Genomic DNA, 1,149 nt, shown 5'->3' with positions numbered 1-1,149 from the left:
CAGGGCAATCGCCTTTAAACTTTCATTAGCGATTCTCTGTAATTTAGGTTGTAGCTAGCTTTTAGTTTTTTTCTTTTTATGGATAATTTATTTGTCTTATCTCTTTCAAGTAAGGTTAATCCTGTTTTTAAAATAAGGTTGAAGTTCTTGTCGGAATTCCCTTTTCTTTTTCTAGCCTTATCTTCATCAAAATTCACATCTAATTGCCAGTGTAGTTTGTTCTCTATTGCCCAATGTCCTCTTGCATATTCGTTTGCTTTTTTAGCGGTTATATTTGTACTACTACAAATGTAATATCTAGACTCTTTGGAGGTTGTTTTTTTTACCTTGCAGTAGCGTTGGGTCTCAATTTTTGCAATACAATTCAAGTTAGTCCAATCTTCCTTTTGGTCTAAAAGGGTTAAATCTGTTAAAAGTGTAGCCGTTCTTTTCTCGACACGACCATGATCTGATTGCTCCCAAATATGAGTATCTGTATGAGTTGGTAAGTTGAGCGATAATAGAGAGATCATTTGTTGATATAATTCTTTCTGATTCCCCTTTACGGCTAAAAAGTAGTTGCCTCCATTATCTACTATCTTAGTTGCAATTGTTTTCTGACACCCCATGGCATCAATACTAATCATGGCATCTTTAATATCTATCTTGTCTAGTAGCTTTGGAATTGCAGTAATCTCGTTGCTCTTTTCTGCTATGGCTTCTTGTCCTAAAGTAATGGCACTAGAACTAACATAAGCTGACACTATATGAGTAGCTACTTTGCCAGAATAATTATCATATGACCCGCAAATTCTTTTGCCATCTATAGCTATAAGTTCATCTTGAGTAAGTTTAAAATTTTCTTTAACCCAATCAGAATACAAGGACTCAAATAATTCATAATCTACTCTTTGAAATAATTTTCCTATTACATCATGGGAACAAACCCCTTCTTTGAAAGGGAAAAATTTACGCAACCATTGTAAATTTGCCTTCCCAAAATCCGCTATCAGAACATAGTCCGAATAACCGCACAATACACTTGAAATTGTTAAAAACAAAATTTCTATTAGCGGGTATTTAATGTTGCCTTTATTGATTCTTCGAGGGTCTTTTAAGGAGGTGAAAGCGTTAAGGAATGTTTCTGAATAAGCGACCTGAGTCTTATGG

At 34.5% G+C, this 1,149-nt stretch carries 1 protein-coding gene; it reads right to left on the bottom strand.

Annotation, left to right across the window (positions count from 1 at the left end; translation table 11 throughout):
* Positions 1 to 14: 14 nt before the first annotated feature.
* Positions 15 to 1,149 (bottom strand): ISAs1 family transposase (locus ES044_RS18270; RefSeq protein WP_147187474.1); only part of this gene is annotated, 1,135 nt, incomplete at its 5' end.

Origin of the sequence: Polaribacter sp. IC066 (assembly GCF_007997085.1) — a bacterium.
In the GTDB taxonomy this organism is placed as follows: Bacteria; Bacteroidota; Bacteroidia; order Flavobacteriales; family Flavobacteriaceae; genus Polaribacter.
Note: the sequence above shows the minus strand (reverse complement) of the source record. Positions and strands in the feature narration are given on the sequence as shown.